This is a genomic window from Shewanella sp. SM55, from assembly GCF_025654025.1.
In the GTDB taxonomy this organism is placed as follows: Bacteria; Pseudomonadota; Gammaproteobacteria; order Enterobacterales; family Shewanellaceae; genus Shewanella; species Shewanella oncorhynchi.
Window position 1 is genome coordinate 1 of record NZ_JAKKRS010000049.1, and the last position, 568, is coordinate 568.

Sequence of the window (568 nt, forward strand, 5' to 3'; positions counted from 1 at the left end):
ACGTTGAACATTTAGAAAACATTAAATCTGCAGGCAATATTTCAGCCAGCGTGCAAGCTTCGAGCTGGTTAGATAATGGCGCTGTGATTTTAGACACCGAAACCACAGGGCTTAAATGGGGCAGTGAAATTGTAGAGATCAGCATTATCGATGCTGTAAGCGGTGAGGTGTTACTCGACACTTTAGTTAAGCCTATTGGTGTTATCCCTGATGAAGTGATTGCTATCCACGGCATTACTAACGAAATGGTGGCCGATGCGCCGTATTTTAATGAGGTGTCGCTGCGCGTGGCGGACATCATTAAAGACCGCCCAGTGGTCGCTTATAACGCCGCATTTGATAGAAATATGCTCGGCTCAGCATTGTCGAATTTTAGTGAAACAGATCCGCTTACCCATCCGCTGTTTAAGACTATGTCTCGTTATCAATTCCACTGCGCCATGTTGGCGTATGCCATGTACAAAGGCGACTGGAATCACGGCCATGGTGATTTTAAGTGGCATTCGTTAGTCAATGCCGCAAAGCAGCAGGGAATTGAGTTAGCAGGAACGGCGCACCGTGCGCTATA

At 46.8% G+C, this 568-nt stretch carries 1 protein-coding gene; it reads left to right on the forward strand.

The genetic code is table 11. The features are described from left to right. On the forward strand, positions 1-568 hold a 568-nt coding region (locus tag L5L91_RS22660), incomplete at both ends, for a 3'-5' exonuclease (RefSeq protein WP_263237824.1).